Genomic DNA, 22321 nt, shown 5'->3' on the forward strand with positions numbered 1-22321 from the left:
GCCGGGACGCGCGCGGCCCTAGAGGGTGGTGGCGTAGAGGCGGGCCTTGATGGGGGCGCCTGCGCCGGCGTCCAACTGCACCTCCACCCCGGCCGGTGCAAAGCCGGAGTCGGTGAGCAGCTCGGTGAGCCGCTGGTCCACCGTGGGCACCCAAGCGCGCAGGGCCGTGTGCGACTCATCGCGGCACACATCCGCCAACGCAGCCAGTAAACGTTCGCCGTGGCCTTCCCCGGCCCCGGGCGCCACCACCAGGTAGGCCAGCTCCGCGCTGGCCGAGGCGGCCAGCTCCAGCCCCTGCGGCGTCACCTGCTCCGCCTCCGGCGACTGTACTGGCACGCTCAACACGAACCCCACCGGGGCCTCGTCCTCCACGGCCGCCAACAGGTGGGCGCCGCGCGCGCTCGCCGCGCGCGCCGCGCTCAGGCCCGCCAGGCTGGCCTCCACGGCGGCGCTCGCAGCGGCCGGGGAAGTGGGGGAGGCGGCAGGGGCGTCGTCGGCCAAAACCCAAGGCGCTGCGGTATCGCTGGCCGCGCGTCCCAGCCAGTCCACGTAGGCGGCGTGAAGGCGGGCCAGCGCGGGCAGATCTGAGGCGAGGGCGGGGCGCACGTAGCGCGAGGCGGTTTGCATGGCACCCACCCTAAATGCCTGGGCCGGTGGGCACAGCGCGGGCCGGGGCGAGGACGGTGCGCGAACTGTGGTCGCCCAAATGGTGACCGGCCGGACGGTGAGCGCGCGGCGGGGCGAAAACGCGCGGGCCCTCACCCAGCCCCACACCCCCGTCCGTCCGCCTTTTGAAACAAAGGAATCGGAATGTGGGCAGGTGAGCTCGCTCGCATTAGGGTGCAACTATGAGTGAGCTAAAGCGCGTTTTCGGTTCCGTCATCGTCGCCATGGTTACGCCGTTCCACGCCGACGGCTCGGTGGACATCCCCACCGCTCGCCGCCTAGCTCGCCACCTAGTGGACCAGGGCTGCGATGGCATCGTCCTGAACGGCACCACGGGCGAATCGCCCACCACCCACCAGCCGGAGAAGGACGAACTGGTGGCGGCAGTCGTGGACGAGGTCGGCTCCCAGGCCTTCATCACCGCCGGCGCGGGCTCCAACGACACGGCCCACGCGGTGCGCATCGCAAAAGGGGCCAAGCGCAGCGGCGCCCACGGTGTGCTGGTGCTGCCGCCCTACTACAACCGCCCCAGCCAGGAGGGCGTCTACCGGCACATGCGCGCCGTCATCGAGGCCGCCGAGCTGCCCGCCATGCTCTACGACATCCCCGGCCGTACCGGCGTGCGCTTGGAGGATGCGACCCTGGACCGCCTGGCCGCCCTGGAGCCGGTGCTGGCCGTCAAGGACGCCACCGGCAACGTGGCCCACGGCTTCGACGCGATCGCCCGCACCGGCCTGGAGTACTACTCCGGCGACGACGGCCTGAACTTCGCTTGGCTGGCCCACGGCGCCGCCGGCATGGTCTCCGTGGTGGGGCACGTGGCCGCCGCCCAGTACAAGCAGCTGGTCTCCCTGGTGGACGGCGGCGACCTGGCCGGAGCGCGGGCCGTGGCCCGCGACCTGCGCGACGTCGTGGCCGCCGTGATGGGCACCGGCCAGGGCGCCGTCATGGCCAAGCACGCCCTCCACCTGCAGGGCATCCTGCCCACCCCCACGCTGCGCCTGCCGCTGGTGGAGGCCCCCCAGGCGGACGTGGACAACCTGGCCGACGTCCTGCGCGCCCACTCCATGCTCTAGGCCGCCGCGCGCTCCGGCCGCAGCTCGGCTTGGGGTGGGTGGCCGACGTCGCCGGCCAGGACCGCCGCTAGTACCGGCCGCGTGCGCTGGGAGGGGCGGGGGGCCGACGTCGTCCATGCGGCCGCCGCGCCGGCTCAGCGGGTGGCAACCGGCCGGACATGATTAGTGCCCGCCGGGCAATAGGTGGGACAATTGGAGGCGTGACTACCTCTATGCGTGCCCCGGGACCCCTGCCAGCCAACACCATGCGCATAGTCGCGCTTGGAGGACTCGGCGAGGTGGGCCGCAACATGACCGTGCTGGAGGTGGACGGCAAGCTGCTGGTGGTTGACTGCGGCGTGCTCTTCCCAGAGGAGGCCCAGCCCGGCGTTGACTTGATCCTGCCGGACTTCAGCTACATCGAAGGCCGCATGGATGACGTGGTCGGCGTGGTGCTCACCCACGGCCACGAGGACCACATCGGCGCTGTGCCATACCTGCTGAGGCTGCGCGAGGACATCGAGCTGCTGGGCAGCGAGCTCACCCTGGCCTTCGTCACCCCCAAGCTCGAGGAACACAAAGTCTCGCCCCCCAAGCGAGTGGTAGAGGAAGGCGAGCGAGTCAAGCTTGGCCCCTTTGACCTGGAATTCGTGGCAGTAAACCACTCCATCCCGGACGCCCTGGCGGTCATGGTGCGCACCAGTGCGGCCACCGCCCTCATCACGGGCGACTTCAAAATGGACCAGTTGCCGCTGGATGGGCGCATCACAGACCTGCGTGCTTTTGCCCGGTTGGGCGAGGAAGGCGTGGACATCTTCCTCACGGACTCCACTAACGCGGAGGTGCCCGGATTCACCACCCCGGAGCGGGAGATCGGCCCGGTGCTGGACTCCGTGTTCGCGGCCGCCACCGGCCAGATCGTGGTGGCCTCCTTCGCCTCCCACGTCCACCGCGTGCAGCAGGTGCTGGACGCCGCCCACAAGCACGGCCGCCACGTGGCCCTGATCGGCCGCTCCATGGAGCGCAACATGAACATCGCCGCCGAGCGCGGCTTCCTCACGGTCCCCGACGGCGTGATCAGCGACCTCAAGACCGTTAGCGCCCTGCCCCCGGAGCGGCGCGTCTACATGGCCACCGGCAGCCAGGGTGAGCCCATGGCTGCCCTGTCCCGCATCGCCCACGGCACCCACTCCACCGTTGAGGTGGGGCCGGGGGACACCGTCATCTTCGCCTCCTCCCTTATTCCCGGTAACGAGAACTCCGTCTACCGGGTCATCAACGAGCTGACCCGCCTGGGCGCCAAGGTGGTCCACCAGGCCAACGCACGCGTCCACGTCTCCGGGCACGCCAGCTCCGGCGAACTGCTCTACTGCTACAACATCGTCCAGCCCAAGAACGTCATGCCCATCCACGGCGAGATCCGCCACCTGGTGGCCAACGGCGCGCTCGCGGTCAAGACCGGCATCCCCGCCGCCAACGTGATGCTGGCCGAGGACGGTGTGGTGGTGGACGTCTCCGGCGGCAAGGCGCGCATCGCCGGCCAGGTGCCGTGCGGTCACGTTTACGTGGACGGCTCGAGCGTGGGGGAGATCAGCGAAGCGGAGCTGATGGACCGGCGCATCTTGTCCCAGGAGGGCTTCGTGTCAGTGTTTGCGGCCGTGGACTTCTCTAGCGGCACCGTGCTCTCCGGCCCCCACATCCAGGCCCGCGGCATGGCGGAGGACGACTCCGCCTTCGACCCGATCCTGCCGGAGCTGGACCGCGCCCTGCGCGAGGCGGTCTCCTCGCGCGGCGCAGAGGTGTACCACGCCCAGCAGGCACTGCGGCGGGTTTTGGGACGCTTTGTCAGCAGGGAGCTGCGCCGCCGCCCAATGATCGTGCCATTCGTGGTGGAGGCTTGATCATCCGCCGCAGTTTTCGCTCATCAATGTGATAGAAAATGAGAGTCGCTGCTGATCGAACCTCGCGGTACCGGTCACAGTGCCCAAGAGGTATTGGTCAAGCCAATGTTGCCTTGCGATACTTCTGGCGTGCGTTCCCGCGCATAACTGCTTTTGAGGAGAAGAAATGCCGGTGCAAGCCCAGCCTTCTGACATAGGCCAGGCTCCCCTGCCGCGCGCGTTATTTTCCCCGCGCTTCATCTCTACCGGGTCCGTGGTCATCGACCTGCCGATGTGGGTGGACCACCTGCCCGAACGCGGCGCCGACGTGCTGGCCACCTCGCCCGGCACGGTGGTGGGAGGCGGCTTCAACGTCGTCTCCGCCGCCGCCCGGCAGGGCGTGTCCGTCTCGCTGGCCTCCCCGCTGGGCACAGGCCCCAACTCCGCGCAGGTGCGCGTGGCCCTGGCGCAGGAGGGCATCAGCACCCTCTTTGACGACATGGTGGGGGACACGGGCCAGTGCATCGCGCTGGTGGAGTCCACCGGCGAGCGCACCTTCATCACCACCCTGGGGGTGGAGGCCGAGCCCCAGCGGGAGGACCTGGACGCGCTGCGGCTCTTTGCGGGCGACTACCTGTACGTCTCCGGCTACGACCTGGCCTACGCCTCCTCCGCCCCCGTGCTGGCCCCTTGGCTGGAGACCCTGCCCGAGGGCGTGGTGCTGGTGATAGACACCGGCCCGATCGTGGACGAGATCGACCCGGAGCTGCTGCGCCAGGTGCTGTGCCGCGTGGACGTGCTGACCATGAACCGGCGCGAGGCCGTGCTGCTGCAGGAGCGCTTTGGCATGTCCGACTGGAGCGAGCTGAGCACCCTGATCCGGCCCGGTCGCCTGCTGGTGCGCCGCACCGGCGAGTTCGGCTGCGAGGTGCTGCAAAACGGCTGCGTGGACGTCACCACGGTGCCGGCCTACCCGATCGCGCACGCCGTGGACACCACGGGCGCGGGGGACGCGCACACCGGCGTGCTGGTGGCCTCCCTGATGGACGGGATGGACGTGCTTAGCGCCGCCGAGCGGGCCAACGTGGCTGCGGCGATCACCTGCCAGCGCCAGGGGCCGGCCACGTGCCCCACCCGCGATGAGATCGACCACACGATGGTGGCCTACAAGGAGATGCTGCGGGAACGCGCCTGCTGAGCGGGCCGCGCGGGCTTGCCCCCACGCGGCCCGGCCTCCCGGTCCCGGCGGGCCGTGCAGGATAGGTTGGGTCCACTATGAGTGCTGTGCGAAAGCCCAACAAGGTCACCTCCCAGAAGAAGTCAGCCGACCCGGTCCCGCCGCCCCGCCGCAACCTGCTGGTGCGCATGTGGGGCGGATTCACCGGCGCCTTCGGTTCAGTAGTGCGCGCCATCGGGCGCGGCGAGGCGGCCGACCCCGCGCTGCGCCGCGACGGCATCGCCTTCATCCTGCTGGCCCTGGCCATCGTGATCGGCCTGCGCGAGTGGTTCCAGCTCTCCGGCATCCTCGGGGTGGCCCTGCACCACGTGGCCGCCGGCGCGGTTGGCCTGTACGCGGTGCTGCTACCGCTGCTGCTGGGCTTTGGGGCGCTGCGCATGATGCTGCGCCCGTCGGCGACTTCCCTGCTGGCCCCCACCCTGGGCGGGATCGGGATGGCCGCCGGGGTCACCGGCATCACGCACATCGCCGTGGGCTCGCCCGCCACCCTGGCCGGTTGGGAGGCGGCCGGGGGCCTGCTGGGTTTCGTGTTCGGTCACGCCCTGGGCCTGCTGCTCTCGAACTGGGCGGCCGTGCCGGTGCTGATCCTGCTGACCGTCTACGGCCTGCTGCTGGCCACCTCCACTCCGGTGGCCCAGATCCCCGCCCGCCTGCGCGCCGCCTACGCCGCCGTGACCGGTCGTGGCCAGGTGGACGACGCTGCAGACCCGGCCGCCCTGCCGCCCAACACCGTGCCCTATGACACCGCAGTCGTGACGGAGGAGGCCCGCGAGTCGTTCTTTGACAAGATGAAGCGGGGAGGTAAGCCGAAGGGCCCGGCCCCCGAGGTCGAGCAGGCCGGCCCTGAGGGCGACTGGGAAGACGGCGCGGCCGGCCAGGACGTCGGCCCCACCGAGGTAATGGGCGCCGGCCTGCCCACCCAGCAGCTCGCCTCGGCGCGGGCGGCCGCGAAGGGACGCCCCACCCGCCAGAGCCCCCGGGAGAACGACCAGCTGCCCACGGAGCCGATCAGCCTGGTGGGGCGGCAGGAGAAGCAGGAGCAGCTGCCCCTGGCCTCCCTGCCCGGCGGCGAGGTGGAGCTCGCGGAAAACCCGGGGGTCACCTACAGCCTGCCGGCCGACGACCTGCTCAAGCGCGGCACCCCGCACCAGGAGCGCACCGCCACCAACGATCAGGTGGTGGACGCCCTCACCCAGGTGCTGGAGCAGTTCAACGTAGACGCGCAGGTAACCGGCTTCTCCCGCGGCCCGACCGTGACGCGCTACGAGCTCCAGGTGGGCCCGGGCGTGAAGGTGGAACGGATCACCGCCCTGTCCAAGAACATCGCCTACGCCGTGGCCTCCCCGGACGTGCGCATCCTGTCCCCGATCCCGGGCAAGTCCGCCATCGGTGTGGAGATCCCCAACACCGACCGCGAGACCGTGGCGCTGGGCGACGTGCTGCGCTCCTCCATCGCGCTCGGCAACGACCACCCGCTGCTGGTGGGCGTCGGCAAGGACGTCGAGGGCGGCTTCGTGGTGGCCAACATGGCCAAGATGCCCCACCTGCTCGTGGCCGGCTCCACCGGCTCCGGTAAGTCCAGCTTCGTCAACTCCATGATCGTCTCGGTGCTGATGCGCTCCACCCCGGAGGAGGTGCGCCTGATCCTGGTGGACCCCAAGCGCGTGGAGCTGACCGCGTACGAGGGCATCCCGCACCTGATCACCCCGATCATCACCGACGCCAAGAAGGCCGCCGAGGCCCTGGAGTGGGTGGTCAAGGAGATGGACTCGCGCTACCAGGACCTGCAGGTGTTCGGCTTCAGGCACGTCGACCAGCTCAACGAGGCGATCCGCTCCGGCTCCCTGACCGCCCCGCCGGGCAGCGAGCGCGTGCTGACGCCCTACCCCTACATCCTGGTGGTGGTCGACGAGATGGCCGACTTGATGATGGTGGCGCCGCGCGACGTGGAGGCCTCCATCCAGCGCATCACCCAGCTGGCGCGCGCCGCCGGCATCCACCTGGTGCTGGCCACCCAGCGCCCCTCCGTGGACGTCATCACCGGCCTGATCAAGGCCAACGTGCCCGCCCGCCTGGCCTTCGCCACCACCTCGCTGGCCGACTCCCGCGTCATCCTGGACTCCCCGGGCGCGGAGAAGCTGATCGGTCAGGGCGACGCCCTGTTCCAGCCCGCCAACGCCTCCAAGCCGATGCGCGTGCAGGGCGCCTGGGTGGGGGAGGACGAGATCGCCTCCGTGGTGGAGCACGTCAAGCAGCAGCTGCGCCCCAAGTACGTGGAGAACGTGATCGCGCCCGCCGCGCAGAAAAAGATCGAGGAGGAGGTGGGCGACGACCTGGACCTGATGCTGCAGGCCGCCGAGCTCATCATCTCCTCCCAGTTCGGCTCCACCTCCATGCTGCAGCGCAAGCTGCGGGTGGGATTTGCCAAGGCCGGTCGCCTCATGGACCTGCTGGAGTCGCGCGGCGTGGTGGGCCCCTCCGAGGGTGCTAAGGCCCGCGCCGTGCTGGTACCGGTGGACGACCTGCAGCCCACCCTGGCCCGCCTGCGCGGGCAGAGCGTGCCCGCCCCGAGCTTCGAGGACGCCTGGGCGTACGCCGAGGAGGACGAGGGCGAGGAGAGCGAGGACGCCTGGGGCCTGACCGGGCGGGAGTAGCCCCCGCCGCCCACGCTCGCTCAGCGCGGGCGCGGCAGCGGCGTTGGGGCCGGCCCAGTGGGGGTGTAGGGCTCGGTGCGCAGCAGCGCGTCGCCGCCCATGACCTCCAGCAGCCCCTCCCAGCGGGCCTGAATCTGCCCCTCGGAGAGGGTCAGGCCCTCCGGGCGTTCCCCGGCGGCCAGCTGCGGCAGCGGGTGCACGCGGTGACCGCCGTCGGTGTCGGTGGTGTGCGCCGTCCAGGTCATGTTGGTCTGGGCCGGGCCGCCGCCGGCGGGCAGCGTCACCTCCAGCACCGGGAAGAGCCCGACGGGGGAGAGCGGCGCGCAGCACTCCGGGGTCTGGTTGGAGATGTAGTTGCCGCTGCCGTAGGAGATCCAGGTGTTACCCACCTTCTCGATGGGTTGGGGCACGTGCACGTGGTTGCCGAAGATCGCGTCGAACTGCCCGGTCTCGGCCAGGGCCTGGGCCTCCGCGCGCTGCTCCGGGGTGGGTTCGCTGACGTACTCGGCGCCCCACTGGATCTGCAGCACCACCACGTCGGCGCCGGCGGCGCGGGCCGCGCGGGCCCGCTCCGCCATGGTGGCCGTGTCGTTGAGCACCACGGACCACGGCGCCTGCTCCGGCAGGGGGATGCCGTTGGTGCCGTAGGTGGAGGAGAACTGGGCGACCGTGACGGTGCGCCCGCCGCGCTCCAGCTGGTAGAGCTGGGGCGCGGCGGCCTCGGCCTCGCTGCGCCCGGTGCCGGCGGCACCGAGCCCGGCGGCGTCCGTGGCGTCCAGGGTGGTGACCACCCCTTCCCAGCCCCGGTCCAGGGAGTGGTTGGAGGCCGTGGCGCACCCGTCCCACCCGGCGCTCTTCAGGCTCGGGATCACGTCGGGGTCCATGCCGAACATGGGGTAGCCGCTCACCTCCCAGCCCGGTGGGCTCTGCGGCACCTCCAGCCCGCACAGCGCCAGGTCCACCCCGGCCGTCCACGCCGCGAAGGGGGCCATGATGCCGCTGAGGTCGCCGTCTGGGGCGCTGTCGTAGACCGGCATGTGGGTGAGCACGTCCCCGGCGTAGCCGATCGTGAAGCTCACGCTCTGCGCGGTTGGTGAGGGGGCGGTACTGGTGGCGGCGGCGGGGGCGGGCGTCGTCGTCCCCTGAGCGGCGGAGGAGGGGGCCGCAGTGCTGGGCGCCGCGCTAGGGGGCAGCGGCCCCTCGCCCAGCATTCCCTGCAGGGCGAAGGTCAGGCCGGTGCCGATCGCTAGTCCTGCCACGACGCCGATGGCGATGGTCTGCGCGAGCCGGCCGCGAGAGCTGGTCATTGATCCTCCTAATCGGGGGTGTACAGGCCAACGGTAGGGGCTCGCCCCTCGCTTTGGTGGCGCGCCCCACCGTGGAGTGGTAATCCGGTGTGTGGCGGCGCGCTATCGTGGCTGCATGACTTCCCGCCCAGTTTCAATGTGGAACCCCGCCAACCTGATGACGATGGCCAGGCTGGTGATGGTGCCGGTGTTCGTGTGGCTGTTCCTGGTGGGCACGACGCAGGCGCGCTGGTGGGCGGTGGCGGTGTTCGTGGTGGCCGCTTTCACCGACATGGCGGATGGCTACCTGGCGCGCCGCTACAACTGGATCACCAACTTCGGCAAGCTGGCGGACCCGATCGCGGACAAGGCGCTGGTGATCGGCGCCCTGGTGCTGCTGACGTGGGAGGGCAGCCTGTGGTGGTGGGTGGCCCCGGTGATCATCGTGCGGGAGCTGGGGATCACGTTGATGCGCCTATTCCTGGCGAGGGTGGAGGTGATCGCCGCCTCCTGGATGGGCAAGCTCAAGACGGTCTGTCAGCTGGGTTTCATCACCTTCCTGCTGGTGCCGTGGTCCACGTTCGCCGCGCCCGGCGCGGTGGTGGGGATGGCGTGGTTGACGCGCGCCCTGATTGTGGTGGCGGTGGCGCTGACCCTGTGGAGCGGCGGGCAGTACGTGGTGGCCGCCGTGCGGTCTGCGCGCGGGCGCCGCGCTGCGTGAACGGGCCGATTTTCGCCCGGTCGGGGCGGGGTGGCCGACGTCGCAGCGGGACCTCGCGGCGGGCGGCGGCCGCAGCGCGCGCCTGTGGGTATTCAGCCAACACTCATATAACGTCGGTAAGGTTGGACTCATGAACACGAACAGTGCTCCGATGTCCTCTGGCTCCAGCAACGTTCAGCGCCGTCTGACGGGACGGACGCCGATGGCTACCCCTGCGGCGGCAAGGTACGGTAGGCCTGTGAATCAGACTCCAGCTTCGGCGGCCGCGACCCCGATCCTTCGCAGCGAGATCGGCGACGTGCTGCGCGATCTGCGCCTGAAGCAGGGCCGGACTCTGCGGGAGGTTTCTGCGGACGCGCGCGTGTCGCTGGGCTACCTCAGCGAGGTGGAGCGCGGGCAGAAGGAGGCTTCCTCCGAGCTGCTCGGCGCGATCTGCGTGGCGCTGGGGGTGCCGCTGTCCCTGCTGCTGCGCGAGGTGAGCGACCGGATCGCCGCGATCGAGGGCGTGCAGGTTCCTGACACCGTGCCGGATGCATTCATGCCTGAGGTTGCTCGTTTCAGCTGAGCTTGGGCGGGCGACGCGCCTGCGGGCCACGAGATAGTCTCGTGGCCCGCAGGCTTTTGTTTTGGGAAAGGGCGGGGTTTTGAAGCAGAGCGAGTTCCGGGCGGCGTTGGCGCTGACTTTCGGGGACGTGCTGGGGCCCTCTTACGCCCAGGACGTGCACCTGCCGGGCTTTGGGGCCACGGCGGCGCAGGCGTTGGAGGCGGGGGCGGAGCCGCTGGAGGTGTGGCACGCCCTGTGTGACGCGCTGGAGCGGCCCGACGCGAAGTGGGCCCACCGGGGCAGGGCCCGCAAGTGACAGCAGACAAGCCCCGCCGGCCCGACGGTGGTGACAATGGATGTGTTCTGCGTGAACCTGCTAACAGCGTCGCGGTTGTAGCGAGGCAATGCCTGAACGGGCGCGGGCAGCCGGGCTGCCGGAGGTCCGAGAGCTGAACTTGAGTTGTTAGTGCCGCTAGATACGATTGATGAATGTTCGTCAGTGACGTCTTAGATGTAGCTGAGCGTGAGCGGGCAGCGGCCCTCGCACGCATCGATTCAACTACGCAGGGGGCCTTGGGACAGTTCTTCACCCCGGTTTCCGCCGCCCAGTTGATCGCTGGCTTCCCCGCCTTACCTATCACAGGACATCTCCGGCTGTTAGACCCAGGCGCGGGCTCTGGTGCTCTCACAGCCGCGTTTGTGCACCGTGTCCTAGTTGAGCGTCCCGATGTAACCGTTGAAGTGGTCGCCATCGAGCGAGATCCGTGCGTGATTCCCCACCTTCGTGCCACGATGGCGGCCTGCGAACAAGCCTCGGATGGAAGAGTGCAAACAACCGTACTCAAGGCAGACTTCATTTTGGATTCAACAGGCATCGCTCCAAAAATAGACATAAACGGTACGTTCGACTTGGTAATACAAAACCCGCCATATGGCAAGCTTGCGGCAAAAAGTAGTCATAGGCTTGCGTTGAAGCAAAGCGGCGTGGATGTTCCCAATCTATATGCGGCATTCCTCGTAATCGGCATAGCTGCGTTGAAGCAAGGTGGACAGCTTGTTGCGATCACGCCAAGGTCCTTTTTCAATGGTCCGTACTTTGAGGCATTCCGGCGCCATTTTCTAGAGCATGTTGCCCTGGAGCGTATTCACGTTTTTGATTCTAGGTCATCTGTCTTCTCGGACACAGGGGTTTTGCAAGAAAACGTGGTCTTCGTAGCGAGGCGGGGTGGGGACGCGTCCAACGTGCAGTTGTCTGCAAGTAAGGACCATCTGGGAGAAATTGAGTCTAAGACCGTCCCCTACACGTCTGTAGTTATGCCGAGTGACACCCATCGATTCATCAGGATTGCTGCAGAGAACTCAGACAACGCAGCAGTTGCAACGGTTCTCTCACAGCCGTGCGTGCTCAGCGACTTAGGTGTGCAGGTGTCGACTGGGCGAGTCGTAGACTATCGATCCAGACAGGCGCTGAGTACCGTTGAGCGGTCGGGGGCAGTTCCTCTTTTGTATCCTGGCAATCTCAAGTCCGGTGGCGTCTCGTGGCCCAGTGACATTCGCAAGCCGCAGTGGTTTGTTCCTGTTGGTGCGAAAGAGCGCGCAATGCTTTTCCCTGCTGGGTGGTATGTCTTGGTCAAAAGGTTTAGCTCAAAGGAAGAGAAGCGGCGCATTGTGGCATCAGTTCTCTCTCCGGATGACTTTCCTGGAGAAATCGCTTTTGAAAATCATCTCAATGTTCTTCATTGTGGCGGTGCTGGGCTGACAAGAGACTTAGCCCTGGGGATCTGTGCGTGGCTAAACTCCGCCACCATCGACAAGTTCTTTAGAACTTTTTCTGGGCATACCCAGGTTAATGCTACAGATTTGAGATGTTTGCGTTTTCCCGGCAGGGAAGACCTGCTTGCGATGGGGTGCATGCCCGAAGAAGTCGAAGGGAGCGAGCGCAATTTAAAGGGTGGGGTGAAGGTTGCATGAATCAGTTGTCCGGTCAGGCGTACGACCTTGTGGAGGATGCTCGACATATTCTAGAGCTACTAGGCATGGATAGAGAACGCAGCAATGAACGTTCTGCGTTGGTGCTCCTCGCGCTGTCAAATCTCTCGCCCGGCATGTCCTGGGCCGAGGTAGAAAGTCCCCTCTTAGGTACTCGCGCCATCATGGACTTCATGCGCGATAAATTTGCTAGGGAGTACGCCCCCAATACTCGAGAAACTGTGCGCCGATTCACGCTTCATCAGTTTGTGGAAGCTGGAATTGTTGTGCAGAATGTGGATGATCCGCAGCGTCCAGTGAACTCTCCTTATTGGAACTACAGTCTGTCCATGCCAGTAAGAACCCTGTTGGCAAGCTACGGTAGCGATGCTTGGCAGAGTCGCCTTCGGGACTATCTTGTTGAGCGGCCTGGGCTGATAGCGCTTTATGCCGCCGAGCGAGAGATGGAAAAGATCCCCGTCGCGCTTCCGGATGGAGATTTAGTTGCTCTATCGCCTGGTGGGCAGAACGAACTTATTAGGTCAATGGTGGAAGAGTTCTGTCCTCGCTATGCCCCGGGAGGTGTGGTGCTATATGTTGGGGATGCGGACAGTAAGTGGGCTATATTCGCGCAGAATGATCTTAAAGCTCTAGGTGTTGACATTGACCGGCACGGCAAGATGCCCGATCTAGTTGTGTATCTCCCGGATAGAGGGTGGCTTCTTTTGATGGAGGCTGTGATATCTCATGGCCCCGTCGATGCAAAGCGAAAGCGGGAACTGGAAGAACTTTTTGTCAACGCGGCAGTTGGCCTTGTTTTTGTGTCATGTTTTCCAAGCCGTGCGGTGTACCGGCGTTACGCCGATAAGATTGCGTGGGAATCTGAGGTTTGGTTCGCCGATGAGCCAACTCACATGTTGCACCTCAATGGAGAGCGGTTTCTTGGTCCCTACGACTGATTTTCCGGCTCCTTACAGGCGAGGGTGTTGCTGGGGTGAGGGTGGTCTTCGCGCGTGGTGGCGGCTCTGTTGCCTCCGTGGTGCCTGTGCTGTTGGGATCGCTGGTGGCTCGGTCCTGGGGCTGTCTTGGGGCGCCGTCCTGGTGGAGCGGTGGCGGTGTTGAGTGGGAGCGGGAGCAGCGCCAGTACACGGGCCAGGTGGTGGACGGCATGCGCGAGCGCCTACTCGGCAGCACGTAGGGACGCGGGCTGCGGGCTCCTGGCCGGCGGGAGCGTGCCGTGGGCTCCTGGTCGGCGCGTGCCGGGCAGGTGGAAGCGGACCGTGCCGGTGGTCGTTGCGCAAACGGTTGCGCCTTTATGGTTCCTGTTTGGCCCTTGTTGTAGCGCTTGTGGCTTTATGGCACCTCTTGTAGCGCTACGGGGCCGGTTAACGCCTCAATAGGTTGCACAAAGGCGCAAGAGGAACAACAAGGGCCCAAGAGCTGCAACAAAGGCTCAACCGCTTGTGCAAGCCCCGGGCCGCAAGCCACCCGCCGCCCCGCGACGGATGAGACCAAAGCGATCAGGCGCGGCGCGCGCGATCGGCCCGCCCAACACCAACGAGCCCCGCAGAGTTCGCCACTGACACGCGGAAGAAGAGGACCGGTGTCGCGAGGCTCGTGTGGCGTTTCCCTGTAGAGAGGCAAGGAAGCGGATCGGGCGGGCTAAGGTTCCTCGCGCGGGGTGAGGTTTCCCGCGCACGCGCCGAATGCCGCCGGCCTGGCTGAGGCTTTCGGGGCAGAACCCGCAGTCCCCGCCTGCGCTCCCCGGGGCCAGACAGGTAACCAGCCGGGCAGGGGCAACGCTGAAGTGTCCCCGCCTGCGCTCCCCGGGGCCAGAGCTGTCCAGTCCGTTGATAGCGCGGAACTCCTCCCCCGCCTCCGCTCCCCAGGGCCAGTGGCATGCGCGCGGAGGCGGCATTCACCCCCGGCCCCGGCCCGCTACCGTCCACTGGCCAGAGGTGTGCGCGAGCGCGACCGACTCACCCCTGCCTCGCAAATGTTGCAACGGGGTACATACGACCGCACGCTTGTGCGCTCGGGGGCAATGCGCCAGCGCCCACCACCGCCCCCACCTCCACCTGTGAAGAGCCGGAAATGCTGGGCTCGATAGTGGCTTGGGAATCTTCTCGGTATCCAGCGCGGAGTGGTTGGTGTGCGGCATTACAGGCTGAGCGCATGGGGGATAGGCGCACGCGCCTGGCTGGTTTTGGGGTCGGCCCACGAAGTGCAACTCTGTGGTCGCCATCGGTGGCGGATGGGGAGGTAATTTGGCCCCGAGGTATGTTTGTGCCCGTCCGGTGATCAACTCGACCAGCGGGGGCGGAGCCGCTGGAGGTGTGGCACGCCCTGTGTGACGCGCTAGAGCGGCCCGACGCGAAGTGGGCCCACCGGGGCGCGGTCAACAGGCGCCGCTAGGGCGGGGGAGGCTACCCCTTGCGTCGATAGTTCAAATTTGAAAGACTGTCGGCAGTTCAACTCCCGTCCCGACCTGGAGGTCGCCATGAACATGCAATTCGGCGTTATGTCCGTAGGGGACCTGACCGTGGATCCCACCACCGGCGTGGCCCCCACCGAGCACGACCGCCTCAAGGCGTTGGTGCGCATCGCCGTCCACGCGGAGGAGGTGGGGCTGGACGTCTTTGCCCAGGGTGAGCACCACAACCCGCCCTTCATGGTCTCCTCGCCCACCACCTCCCTGGGATTCATCGCCGCCCAGACCAAGCGCATCGTGCTGTCTACCTCCACCACCCTGATCACCACCAACGACCCGGTGAAGATCGCGGAGGACTACGCCACCCTGCAGCACCTGGCTGACGGGCGCGTGGACCTGATGCTCGGGCGCGGCAACACCGGGCCCGTCTACCCCTGGTTCGGCCAGGACATCCGCAACGGCATCCAGCTGGCGGTAGAGAACTACGCGCTGCTGCGGCGCCTGTGGGACGAGGACGTGGTGGACTGGGAGGGGCGCTTCAGGACCCCGCTGCACGGCTTCACCGCCACGCCCCGGCCGCTGGACGGAGTAGCGCCCTTCGTGTGGCACGGCTCCATCCGCAGCCCGGAGATCGCGGAGCAGGCCGCCTACTACGGGGACGGCTTCTTCCACAACAACATCTTCTGGCCCGCCCACCACACCGCGCGCATGGTGGAGCTCTACCGCACCCGCTTCGCCCACTACGGGCACGGCACCAAGGAGCAGGCAATCGTCGGGCTGGGCGGCCAGGTGTTCATGGCCCGCCGCTCCCAGGACGCCGTGCGCCAGTTCCGCCCCTACTTCGACAACGCCCCGGTCTACGGGCACGGCCCCAGCCTGGAGGAGTTCTCATCCCAGACCCCGCTCACCGTGGGCAGCCCGCAGGAGGTCATCGACCGCACCCTGTCCTTCCGCGACGTGGTGGGCGACTACCAGCGCCAGCTCTTCCTGATCGACCACGCCGGCCTGCCCCTGGCCACCGTGCTGGAGCAGCTGGACTTTCTGGGCGAGATCCTGCCCACGCTGCGCGCGGAGTTCGATGCGCGCCGCGCCCCTGGTGTGCCGGCCGCCCCCACCCACGCCGCCCGCGTGGCCGCCCAGGCGGCAAGCGGGCAGTCGGACGGTCCCGAGGCGGTCGAGCTCAGCGCCGCCGGTGGCTCCACTGGCCAGTTCGGCGTACTGGAGGCGGGTGCGGACCACTTCGGGCCCCGCGTGCGCTCCAGCCAGGACACCGCCACCGGCTCCTCGTTCTACCCGCAGGCCGCCTCCGAGGAGGCCGCGCTGCGCCGCGTGGACGACCTGCTGGCGGGGGAGGGTAACAACCAATGACGCGCCTGGTCGTGATCGACGCCTCGCTCTCCGAGTCCGGCTCCTCCACCCGCCTGGCCCGCGAATTGTGGAGCCACCTGCCCGCGCACTGGCAACGCACCCACATCCAGCTGCGCCCCCTAGCCCGCGACCTAGCCGACTCCCTGCTGGTGGGATTTGCCACGCCGACCCTGGAACGCGCCTACGAGGCGGTGGGAATGGCCGACGCTGCCGTCGTGGTCACCCCGATCTACCAGTCCTCCTACTCCGGCCTGCTCAAGCTGTTCCTGGACCTGCTGCCGGAGGGTGCCCTGGCCGGCGTGCCGGTCATCGCCGCCGCCACCGGCGGCAGCACCCGCCACGCCCTGGCCGTGGACCACTCCCTGCGTCCCCTGCTGACCTACCTGCGCGCGGAGGTAGTACCCGCCGGGATCTACGCCGCCGCAGAGGACTGGGGCGTCACCGCCGCGGACTCCAGCGGAGACGAGGAAGGCGGGCTGGGGCGGCGCGTGCGCCGCGCGGCCCGCCAGCTCGCCGCTGCGGTCGCGGCCAAGGCCCCGCAACCCCAGGGCGGGCCAGAGGGCGGCGTGGCTGGCCGGGAGGCTGGCGGAACGTCGTCCCCTGCTCAAAGCGCGGTGGGCGGGGCCATGGCCCACGGTGTGGGGGCGGCGGGCGGAACGTCGGCCACCGACGAGGCGGAGAGCGGCGCGGATGTGGTCGATACTACCCCCGTCCAGCAGGCGCAAACCGCCGCCGCCTGGAAAGCTAGTGTGCGCGGCGATCAGCTCGCCACCTTCACCCCCTTCGAGGAATTGTTAGCCCAGGTCAATCAATGAGACTAAGAAAACAGCGCCTGCGGGCATGGCGTGCGTACTACGAGTATTCGGCCCGCGTAACCGGCGTGCTCGAATACAGACTGCGCACGCGTTCTGGTCTCTCCAGCGGCGACTACAACATCCTCCTGGTGCTCTACGAGGCAGGAGAGCCGCTGCGTATGGGCACCATCGCGCAGCGCATCGCCTTCGCGCCCTCCCGCCTGACGTACGCGGTTAGCGGGCTGGAAACTCGCGGCCTGGTGGAGCGCCAAGCCGACCCGAACGACCGTCGGGCCGCCGCCGTCCAGCTCACCGAGGCCGGTCGCCAGCTGTTCCGCGAGGCAGCCGGGCCGCACCTCGAAGACGTCTGCGAGCTCGTGATGGAAGAACTCACCGAGGAAGAGGTGGCCGCCATGGACGCCATCTTCACGCGGCTCGCCGGGCGCCTGGAGCAGGCGACACGCCGAACCGAGGCCGAGTAGGCGATCGAACAACTGTTCGGCTAGGGTGTGCTCAGGCGAGGCTCCGGCCCACTGCTCGCGCACCGTGCGCAGGGGGCTGGAGTAAATGTTGGTGGCCGCGCATAGTCTCGCTACCGCGGGCCCGGAGAGGGCCTGACGGCAAAGGCCAGTTCTGCCCGAGACTCACAAGGAGAAACCCCATGGCGCAAATTGGTGGCACCGACCGTGCCAAGGCACTGGAACTGGCGCTCAGCCAGATCGACAAGCAGTTCGGCAAGGGCTCAGTAATGCGCCTGGGAGACGACTCCCGCCCGCCCGTGGCCGTGATCCCCACCGGGTCCGTCGCCCTCGACGTCGCCCTGGGAACCGGCGGCCTGCCGCGCGGGCGCATCGTGGAGATCTACGGGCCCGAGTCCTCCGGTAAGACCACCGTCGCCCTGCACGCGGTGGCCTCCGCCCAGCGCGCCGGCGGCAACGCCGCCTTCATTGACGCCGAGCACGCCCTGGACCCCGAGTACGCCCGCAAGCTGGGCGTGGACGTGGACAACCTGCTGGTCAGCCAGCCCGACACCGGCGAGCAGGCCCTCGAGATCGCGGACATGCTGATCCGCTCCGGCGGCCTGGACATCATCGTCATCGACTCCGTGGCCGCCCTGGTGCCCAAGGCCGAAATCGAGGGCGAGATGGGCGACTCCCACGTCGGCCTGCAGGCCCGCCTCATGAGCCAGGCCCTGCGCAAGATCACCGGCGCGCTCTCCGCCTCCGGCACCACCGCCATCTTCATCAACCAGCTCCGCGAGAAGATCGGCGTGTTCTTCGGTTCCCCCGAAACCACCACCGGTGGAAAGGCACTGAAGTTCTACGCCTCCGTGCGCATCGACGTGCGCCGCATCGAGACCCTCAAGGAGGGCGGCGAACCCATCGGTAACCGCACCCGCGCCAAGATCGTGAAGAACAAGATGGCCCCGCCCTTCAAGCAGGCCGAGTTCGACATCCTCTACGGCCAGGGCATCTCCCGCGAGGGCGGCCTGATCGACCTGGGCGTCGAGACCGGGGTGGTGCGCAAGTCCGGCTCCTGGTTCACCTACGAAGGCGACCAGCTGGGGCAGGGCAAGGAGAACGTGCGCAACTTCCTCAAGGACAACCCGGAGCTCGCCAACGAGATCGAGCAGAAGATCCTGGCCCACCTGGGAGTCGGGGAGGCCGGCCGGGCCGCCAAGGCGGCCGCCGAAGCCCAGGCCGCCGGGGGCTCCGGGGAGGCCGACGCCGCAGCCGCAGCGGCCGCCAAGGCCGTGGCCGGAGTGCGCGGGAAGGCCGGGGCCGCGCGCGGCAAGGCCGCCCGCAACAGCGAGGACGCCGGAGGCTTCTAGTGCGCCCCGACCCGAACGAGGCGGGGAAGCCGGGGAGCGGGAAGCCCGCTCCGAGGCGCGCCGGGCGGGAGAGAGCCGGGCGCGAGAGAGCCGGGCGGGAGCCCGGCGGCGCCCCCGCCTCGCTAGAGGAACTGCTGCGCAGCGGCCTGGTGCAACTGGGCACAGACGGGCTGGGGGCCGCCGGCAAGGCGGCCCCGCCCCCGCGTGGGCGGGCCAAGACCACGGGCGGGCGGGCCAAGACCACGGGCACCGCGGCCGACGGGACGCAAACCCCGGTGGGGGAACTGCCCCTGGAGCAGCAGGTGGACCTGGCCCGCGAGGCGGCGCTGAAGTCCCTGACCGTCTGCGCCCGCACGCGCCAGCAGCTCACCCAGAGCCTAGGGCGCAAGGGATTTGCCCAGCCCGCAGTGGAGAGCGTGCTGGACCGCCTCACCGAGGTGGGTCTGATCGACGACGCCGCCTACGCGGCGGCCCTGGTGCGCACCCGTGCCCAGGAAAAGGGCCTGGCGCGCAAAGCCATCGCGGTGGAGCTGGCCCGCAAGGGCATAGATCGCCAAGATGCTGCGGCGGCGCTGGATCAGCTCAGCGAGGACGACGAGCGTGCCACGGCGCTCGGGCTGGCGCGGGCCAAGGCCCGCGCCACCGCCCGCCTGGACTACCCCGTGCGGCTGCGCCGCATCGTGGCGCACCTGGGGCGCAAGGGGTACAACAGTGAGGTAGCGCTGAGCGCAGCCCGCGCCGCGCTGGCCGAGGAATGGGACCGCGCAGATGACCAGTGAGAAGGCAACCCCGCAGCGCCCCGCTGCGGGCGGCGCGCTGGACCGGGCCGCCGCGCGGCTCGTGGCCGCGCTGCTGGCACGCGGGCTGAGCGTGGCCACCGCAGAGTCCCTCACCGGCGGGCTGGTCAGCGCCAGCATCGCCAGCGTGGCCGGAGCCTCCGGCACGCTGCGCGGCGCCGCGGTCACCTACGCCACGGACACCAAGGCCAGCCTGCTCGGGGTGGAGCCCGCCCTGCTGGAGCGGCACGGTCCGGTACACCCGGAGGTGGCCGCGCAGATGGCGCGGGGAGCTGCCCGCGTCTTTGCCGCCGACGTGGCCCTGGCCACCACCGGCGTGGCCGGCCCGGGCCCCCACGACGGGCACGCGCCCGGCACCGGTTTCATCGCGCTGCATTTTGGCAACACCCTGCCTGACGAAACCCGGGTGGAGGCCTTCGCCGTCGAGGGGGACAGAAACGAGGTGCGCGAACGGGTTAGCGCCCTGGTGCTGGAGCGCGCCGGCGCGCTCATATGCTTGCCGCGATGAGCACTCCACGCACCTACCACGTCCGCACCCTCGGGTGCCAGATGAACGTCCACGACTCCGAGCGCATGGCCGGCCTGCTATTCGAGGCCGGCATGGTCCCGGTCGAGGAAGTCCCAGAGGCCGCAGCGCGCGCCACCGCCGCAGGCGACGGTGGCGCCGACGTCGTGGTCATCAACACGTGCTCCGTGCGGGAGAACGCCGCCACCCGCCTCTACGGCAACCTGGGGCAGCTGGCCGCCGTCAAGCGGGAGCGGCCCGGCATGCAGATCGCCGTCGGTGGCTGCCTGGCCCAGCAGCTGCGCGGCACGCTGCTGGACAAGGCGCCGTGGGTGGACGTCGTCTTCGGCACCCACAACATCGACGTGCTACCCACCCTGCTCGAGCGGGCCCGCCACAACCACCGGGCCGCCGTGGAGATCGAGGAATCCCTCAAGGTCTTCCCCTCCACGCTGCCCACGCGACGCGACTCCGCCTTCTCCGGCTGGGTGTCCATCTCCGTGGGCTGCAACAACACCTGCACCTTCTGCATCGTGCCCCAGTTGCGCGGCAAGGAGCGCGACCGCCGCCCCGGCGACGTGCTGGCAGAGGTCGAGGCGCTGGTCTCCCAGGGCGTGGTGGAGGTGACCCTGCTAGGCCAGAACGTCAACTCCTACGGCGTCTCCTTCGGTGACCGGGGTGCCTTCGCCAAGCTGTTGCGCGCCTGTGGCCAGATCGAGGGGCTGGAGCGGGTGCGCTTCACCTCCCCGCACCCGGCCGCCTTCACCACGGACGTGATCGACGCGATGGCCGAGACGCCGAACGTGATGCCCTCCCTGCACATGCCGCTGCAGTCCGGCTCGGACCGGATCCTGCGCGCCATGCGCCGCTCCTACCGCTCGGCCCGCTTCCTGGACATCCTGTCCCAGGTGCGCGAGCGCCTGCCGCACGCCGCGATCACCACCGACATCATCGTGGGCTTCCCGGGAGAAACCGAGGAGGACTTCCAGCGCACCCTGGAGGTGGTGGAGGCCTCCCGCTTCTCCAGCGCCTTCACCTTCCAGTACAGCCCGCGCCCCAACACGCCGGCGGCGGACCTGGAGGGCCAGCTGCCGGCCGACGTGATGGCCGACCGCTACCAGCGCCTGGTCAACCTGCAAGAGCGCATCTCCGCCGAGGAGAACGCCGCGCAGGCCGGCCGCACCGTGGAGATCCTGGTGGCCGAGGGCGAGGGCCGCAAGGACGACGCCACCGCCCGCATCTCCGGGCGCGCCCCCGACAACCGGCTGGTGCACCTGAGCCTGCCGCCGGACATGCCGGCCAGCGAGCGGCCCCGCCCGGGTGACTTCGTCACCACCACGATCACGCGCGGCGCCCCGCACCACCTGGTGGCCGACGCTGCCCTGAGCGGTGGACTCTTTGAGGTGCGCCGCTCCCGGGGCGGCGACGCCTGGGAGGCCGAGCAGGCCGAGCCCTGCCTGGAGAAGGACACCGCGCCGGTCAGCCTGGGCATCCCCCTCATGCGCCGGCCCAGCTAGGTGCTTGCCCAGCTAGGTGCTTCCCTAGCTAGGCGCCGGCCGACTCCAGGCCGTAGTGCTCCAGGGCGGTGGCGCCGCGGGCCACGGCGTGGAGCGCCCACGCCAGGCGCGCGGCGCAGTCCGTGACACCGCTGGCTGCGTCGAACACGAGCTCCACGCTCACCTCGCTGCCCCCGCCCAGGGCGTCCATCCCGGCGGCCGGGGCCAGCATGTGCTGGTTCCAGTCGTTGACCACCGCCGGGGCCACCTCCAGCCAGTCGCTCGCGTCCAGGGCGGTGCACACGCGCGCCACCTCCGGGTAGGCCTCCACCCGCACGCTTACCTGGCCCACCGCCACCTCCAGCGCGCCAGGGTACTCGGTCACGCCCAGCCCCTGAGCGCGCAGCAGGTCGGCCAGCACGGGCAGGTCCACCGCGTCCGCGCCCGCTCGCGCGTCCAAGCCCGCCTCGCCGCCCGCCTGGAAGGCAGCGTCTGCCCCCTCCACGGCGCGGGCCTCCGGGCGGCCGCCGTCCTCACCCGGCCGGGCGGCAGCGTCGTTCACCAGCGCGGGCAAGGGGGCCGGTGCCAGGGCCGGAGCGCTCGAATCGGCCGCCGGGTCAGCCAGCAGCGCCCCATCGGTCACCGGCACGCCGCCCAGCGGATCGGGCAGCAGCGCGTCCAGCTTGCGCAGCTGGGAGACGGTGCGGGAGACGAAGGCGCCCACGAAGGTCTCCACCTCCGCCGCCGTGGCGGGCAGGCCGGCCAGCAGAGACTCCCACACCACGGCGACGGCGCCGTCGTCCAACACTCGCGCGTAGGCCTTGGGGAAGGGCCGCTCGAAGTTCAAGGTCGCCAGCACGGCGTGCAGCTTCTCCAGGTGGTCCAGGCTGGCGCGCCGCCCCCACGCCGCCCGCGCCTGCAACGTTTCCACCCCGTCCAGGTCAACGCGGTGAAAACGCACGCTGGCACCCGGGAGCACCACGCCGTAGTTGCCGAAACTGTCAAGGAACCAGTCCAAGCCCAGGCGGTCAAGGGCGGCGGGCAGGCTGGGCAGCGGGGAAGCGGAGGGATTGTGCATGACACCAGCC

General features: G+C 68.9%; 20 protein-coding genes. 17 read left to right on the forward strand and 3 right to left on the reverse strand.

All coding sequences use genetic code 11. From position 1 onward, the window contains the following. Positions 1-18 precede the first annotated feature (18 nt). Complete coding sequence (locus ABYF38_RS08255) at positions 19-627, reverse strand: GNAT family N-acetyltransferase (RefSeq protein WP_371151906.1); 609 nt, start codon at positions 625-627, stop codon at positions 19-21. A gap of 221 nt (positions 628-848) precedes the next feature. On the opposite strand from ABYF38_RS08255, the gene dapA reads away from it, so the two are divergent. From dapA to ABYF38_RS08275, 4 genes are all read left to right on the forward strand, one after another. Further along, positions 849-1742 (forward strand): 4-hydroxy-tetrahydrodipicolinate synthase, encoded by an 894-nt coding sequence (dapA, locus tag ABYF38_RS08260; RefSeq protein WP_371151907.1) that lies wholly within the window; start codon positions 849-851, stop codon positions 1740-1742. A 245-nt stretch (positions 1743-1987) separates the two neighbouring features. Further along, positions 1988-3622: a ribonuclease J gene (locus ABYF38_RS08265; protein WP_371153021.1), complete on the forward strand. Its 1635-nt coding sequence runs from the start codon at positions 1988-1990 to the stop codon at positions 3620-3622. 166 nt (positions 3623-3788) lie between these two features. Then, positions 3789-4799 carry a PfkB family carbohydrate kinase gene (locus tag ABYF38_RS08270; protein WP_371151908.1) on the forward strand — a complete coding sequence of 337 codons (1011 nt, stop codon included), beginning with the start codon at positions 3789-3791 and terminating at the stop codon, positions 4797-4799. 86 nt (positions 4800-4885) lie between these two features. Continuing rightward, positions 4886-7492: a DNA translocase FtsK gene (locus tag ABYF38_RS08275; RefSeq protein ID WP_371151909.1), complete on the forward strand. Its 2607-nt coding sequence runs from the start codon at positions 4886-4888 to the stop codon at positions 7490-7492. A gap of 20 nt (positions 7493-7512) precedes the next feature. Here the strand turns inward: ABYF38_RS08275 and ABYF38_RS08280 are convergent, their stop codons facing one another. Continuing rightward, entirely contained in the window at positions 7513-8799 is a 1287-nt protein-coding gene (locus ABYF38_RS08280; protein ID WP_371151910.1) for a CapA family protein, read from the reverse strand. Positions 8800-8914: 115 nt separating this feature from the next. Between ABYF38_RS08280 and pgsA the strand changes: the two genes are divergently transcribed. From pgsA to miaB, 13 genes are all read left to right on the forward strand, one after another. Then, positions 8915-9499, forward strand: coding sequence for a CDP-diacylglycerol--glycerol-3-phosphate 3-phosphatidyltransferase (pgsA, locus tag ABYF38_RS08285; RefSeq protein ID WP_371151911.1), 585 nt, complete (start codon positions 8915-8917; stop codon positions 9497-9499). A gap of 130 nt (positions 9500-9629) precedes the next feature. Next, positions 9630-10064: a helix-turn-helix domain-containing protein gene (locus ABYF38_RS08290; protein WP_371151912.1), complete on the forward strand. Its 435-nt coding sequence runs from the start codon at positions 9630-9632 to the stop codon at positions 10062-10064. Positions 10065-10143: 79 nt separating this feature from the next. Further along, positions 10144-10359, forward strand: a complete 216-nt coding sequence (locus tag ABYF38_RS08295) for a DUF3046 domain-containing protein (RefSeq protein ID WP_371151913.1) — start codon at positions 10144-10146, stop codon at positions 10357-10359. 173 nt (positions 10360-10532) lie between these two features. Beyond that, on the forward strand, positions 10533-12014 hold the full coding sequence (locus ABYF38_RS08300) for an Eco57I restriction-modification methylase domain-containing protein (protein WP_371151914.1): 1482 nt from the start codon (positions 10533-10535) through the stop codon (positions 12012-12014). Further along, positions 12011-12970: a BsuBI/PstI family type II restriction endonuclease gene (locus ABYF38_RS08305; RefSeq protein ID WP_371151915.1), complete on the forward strand. Its 960-nt coding sequence runs from the start codon at positions 12011-12013 to the stop codon at positions 12968-12970. Before ABYF38_RS08300 ends, ABYF38_RS08305 begins: the two co-directional genes overlap by 4 nt. A gap of 35 nt (positions 12971-13005) precedes the next feature. Further along, positions 13006-13209, forward strand: a complete 204-nt coding sequence (locus ABYF38_RS08310) for a hypothetical protein (RefSeq protein WP_371151916.1) — start codon at positions 13006-13008, stop codon at positions 13207-13209. 1302 nt (positions 13210-14511) lie between these two features. Beyond that, the gene (locus ABYF38_RS08315; protein WP_371151917.1) at positions 14512-15810 is read left to right on the forward strand and encodes an LLM class flavin-dependent oxidoreductase; all 1299 of its coding nucleotides are present in this window, start codon (positions 14512-14514) and stop codon (positions 15808-15810) included. After that, positions 15807-16625 (forward strand): CE1759 family FMN reductase, encoded by an 819-nt coding sequence (locus tag ABYF38_RS08320; RefSeq protein ID WP_371151918.1) that lies wholly within the window; start codon positions 15807-15809, stop codon positions 16623-16625. The genes ABYF38_RS08315 and ABYF38_RS08320 overlap by 4 nt, the downstream gene beginning before the upstream one ends. Then, positions 16622-17086, forward strand: coding sequence for a MarR family winged helix-turn-helix transcriptional regulator (locus tag ABYF38_RS08325; protein WP_371151919.1), 465 nt, complete (start codon positions 16622-16624; stop codon positions 17084-17086). Before ABYF38_RS08320 ends, ABYF38_RS08325 begins: the two co-directional genes overlap by 4 nt. 179 nt (positions 17087-17265) lie before the next feature. Then, on the forward strand, positions 17266-18435 hold the full coding sequence (gene recA / locus ABYF38_RS08330) for a recombinase RecA (protein WP_371151920.1): 1170 nt from the start codon (positions 17266-17268) through the stop codon (positions 18433-18435). Then, positions 18435-19214, forward strand: a complete 780-nt coding sequence (locus ABYF38_RS08335; protein ID WP_371151921.1) for a regulatory protein RecX — start codon at positions 18435-18437, stop codon at positions 19212-19214. The genes recA and ABYF38_RS08335 overlap by 1 nt, the downstream gene beginning before the upstream one ends. Next, complete coding sequence (locus ABYF38_RS08340; RefSeq protein WP_371151922.1) at positions 19204-19740, forward strand: CinA family protein; 537 nt, start codon at positions 19204-19206, stop codon at positions 19738-19740. Before ABYF38_RS08335 ends, ABYF38_RS08340 begins: the two co-directional genes overlap by 11 nt. Then, the gene (miaB, locus tag ABYF38_RS08345) at positions 19737-21254 is read left to right on the forward strand and encodes a tRNA (N6-isopentenyl adenosine(37)-C2)-methylthiotransferase MiaB (protein ID WP_371151923.1); all 1518 of its coding nucleotides are present in this window, start codon (positions 19737-19739) and stop codon (positions 21252-21254) included. Before ABYF38_RS08340 ends, miaB begins: the two co-directional genes overlap by 4 nt. Positions 21255-21282: 28 nt before the next feature. On the opposite strand, the gene ABYF38_RS08350 is transcribed toward miaB, so the two are convergent. After that, complete coding sequence (locus tag ABYF38_RS08350; protein ID WP_371151924.1) at positions 21283-22311, reverse strand: hypothetical protein; 1029 nt, start codon at positions 22309-22311, stop codon at positions 21283-21285. Between the last annotated feature and the right edge of the window lie 10 nt (positions 22312-22321).

It is taken from the genome of Buchananella sp. 14KM1171, assembly GCF_041380365.1.
GTDB lineage: Bacteria > Actinomycetota > Actinomycetes > Actinomycetales > Actinomycetaceae > Buchananella > Buchananella felis.

What these genes read in the sequence shown, in the direction of transcription:
- ABYF38_RS08255 (WP_371151906.1), bottom strand. Translation starts at nt 627, where the DNA reads ATGCAAACCGCCTCGCGCTACGTGCGCCCCGCCCTCGCCTCAGATCTG.
- dapA (WP_371151907.1), top strand. Translation starts at nt 849, where the DNA reads ATGAGTGAGCTAAAGCGCGTTTTCGGTTCCGTCATCGTCGCCATGGTT.
- ABYF38_RS08265 (WP_371153021.1), top strand. Translation starts at nt 1,988, where the DNA reads ATGCGCATAGTCGCGCTTGGAGGACTCGGCGAGGTGGGCCGCAACATG.
- ABYF38_RS08270 (WP_371151908.1), top strand. Translation starts at nt 3,789, where the DNA reads ATGCCGGTGCAAGCCCAGCCTTCTGACATAGGCCAGGCTCCCCTGCCG.
- ABYF38_RS08280 (WP_371151910.1), bottom strand. Translation starts at nt 8,799, where the DNA reads ATGACCAGCTCTCGCGGCCGGCTCGCGCAGACCATCGCCATCGGCGTC.
- pgsA (WP_371151911.1), top strand. Translation starts at nt 8,915, where the DNA reads ATGACTTCCCGCCCAGTTTCAATGTGGAACCCCGCCAACCTGATGACG.
- ABYF38_RS08290 (WP_371151912.1), top strand. Translation starts at nt 9,630, where the DNA reads ATGAACACGAACAGTGCTCCGATGTCCTCTGGCTCCAGCAACGTTCAG.
- ABYF38_RS08300 (WP_371151914.1), top strand. Translation starts at nt 10,533, where the DNA reads ATGTTCGTCAGTGACGTCTTAGATGTAGCTGAGCGTGAGCGGGCAGCG.
- ABYF38_RS08305 (WP_371151915.1), top strand. Translation starts at nt 12,011, where the DNA reads ATGAATCAGTTGTCCGGTCAGGCGTACGACCTTGTGGAGGATGCTCGA.
- ABYF38_RS08315 (WP_371151917.1), top strand. Translation starts at nt 14,512, where the DNA reads ATGAACATGCAATTCGGCGTTATGTCCGTAGGGGACCTGACCGTGGAT.
- ABYF38_RS08320 (WP_371151918.1), top strand. Translation starts at nt 15,807, where the DNA reads ATGACGCGCCTGGTCGTGATCGACGCCTCGCTCTCCGAGTCCGGCTCC.
- ABYF38_RS08325 (WP_371151919.1), top strand. Translation starts at nt 16,622, where the DNA reads ATGAGACTAAGAAAACAGCGCCTGCGGGCATGGCGTGCGTACTACGAG.
- recA (WP_371151920.1), top strand. Translation starts at nt 17,266, where the DNA reads ATGGCGCAAATTGGTGGCACCGACCGTGCCAAGGCACTGGAACTGGCG.
- ABYF38_RS08340 (WP_371151922.1), top strand. Translation starts at nt 19,204, where the DNA reads ATGACCAGTGAGAAGGCAACCCCGCAGCGCCCCGCTGCGGGCGGCGCG.
- miaB (WP_371151923.1), top strand. Translation starts at nt 19,737, where the DNA reads ATGAGCACTCCACGCACCTACCACGTCCGCACCCTCGGGTGCCAGATG.
- ABYF38_RS08350 (WP_371151924.1), bottom strand. Translation starts at nt 22,311, where the DNA reads ATGCACAATCCCTCCGCTTCCCCGCTGCCCAGCCTGCCCGCCGCCCTT.